The organism is Mesorhizobium sp. M7D.F.Ca.US.004.01.2.1, assembly GCF_003997785.1.
In the GTDB taxonomy this organism is placed as follows: Bacteria; Pseudomonadota; Alphaproteobacteria; order Rhizobiales; family Rhizobiaceae; genus Mesorhizobium; species Mesorhizobium loti.
In genome coordinates, this window is the sequence record NZ_RZRQ01000690.1 from 1 (window position 1) to 984 (window position 984).

1 protein-coding gene is annotated in these 984 nt (G+C 60.0%); it reads right to left on the reverse strand.

The window, feature by feature from the left end; genetic code table 11:
- Window positions 1-504 precede the first annotated feature (504 nt).
- Window positions 505-690 carry a DUF1059 domain-containing protein gene (locus EN993_RS36205; protein ID WP_109659722.1) on the reverse strand — a complete coding sequence of 62 codons (186 nt, stop codon included), beginning with the start codon at window positions 688-690 and terminating at the stop codon, window positions 505-507.
- Window positions 691-984 lie beyond the last annotated feature (294 nt).

The following is a 984-nucleotide window of genomic DNA, read 5'->3' on the forward strand; positions in this document are numbered from 1 at the left end:
GGCGAGCCCTGATGGATGTCGACCAGCGATGTCGTCATTTCCTGGGCAATCACCGGAGACGCGGCAAGGAGCGCGCACAACAGGAGCGCGGTCGTGCGGAAACTCACCCGATTGCCGGACTTTTCGCGCATGCGCGAAACACCTCGCCCCACCGATTCCGGACCAGTGCCTGGTGGCGACGGGCTTCTCTTGCAGCCCACTGTAGCCCGGATTGTCAGCCTGACAGTCGCACGGGTTCAGTTACCGCAGGGTTTATTTTAGCTGAGGCAAATGTAATTTTCTAACCCCGCAGGGTCTGAATCGCGACGTGTGGAAACGGATATATGTGCGGCGCTTTACGGCCTTGCCTTCATGCATGTCGCTGTCCCAATACGGGGGCTACTTTGGGGTGGCATGCATCAGACCGCCCGCGAAGGCGTCTACGCCAAGCGCGGGCGTCACGCCCAATGCTGTTTATCTGCTTACACTTAATCTTGAGCTGACAGACCCGAGGCCGCGCAAATGCTATGCCGCGTCGCGGGCCTTCTCGATGCGCGAGCGGATCGCCTCGATCATCGTCTCGCGGATCACCGTTTCGCCATGCGTCTCGCGCATGTGCTCGACGGCACGGCGCATGACCTCGGCCTCCTCGTCGGCACGCGTGTGCCAGTCACAGCCGGGAACAAGCGACCCGCAGTGAAATTCCTTCATGGGATTTCTCCTTTTCCTCCGTGGAGCCTGAGGCTCCGACACTTTTTTGGCTCACGGTCCAAATCCGAGATCGGATCCTGGGGCCGCGAGCGGGAGAACAGCATAACACAAATGGGGTGGCATTGGTTGCAGTCAACGGCGAAAAGGCGGAGCAGCGCTGCTCCGCCCTCTTACGCTACCCCGAAACAGGACCGGATATCGTCTCATCCTGCTCTGGCAGGCAAGCCGTCATTTTTCGACCTTGACGGCCTCGGCGACCTTGTTCTTGCCCTTCATATCCCATGAGACGCGGAC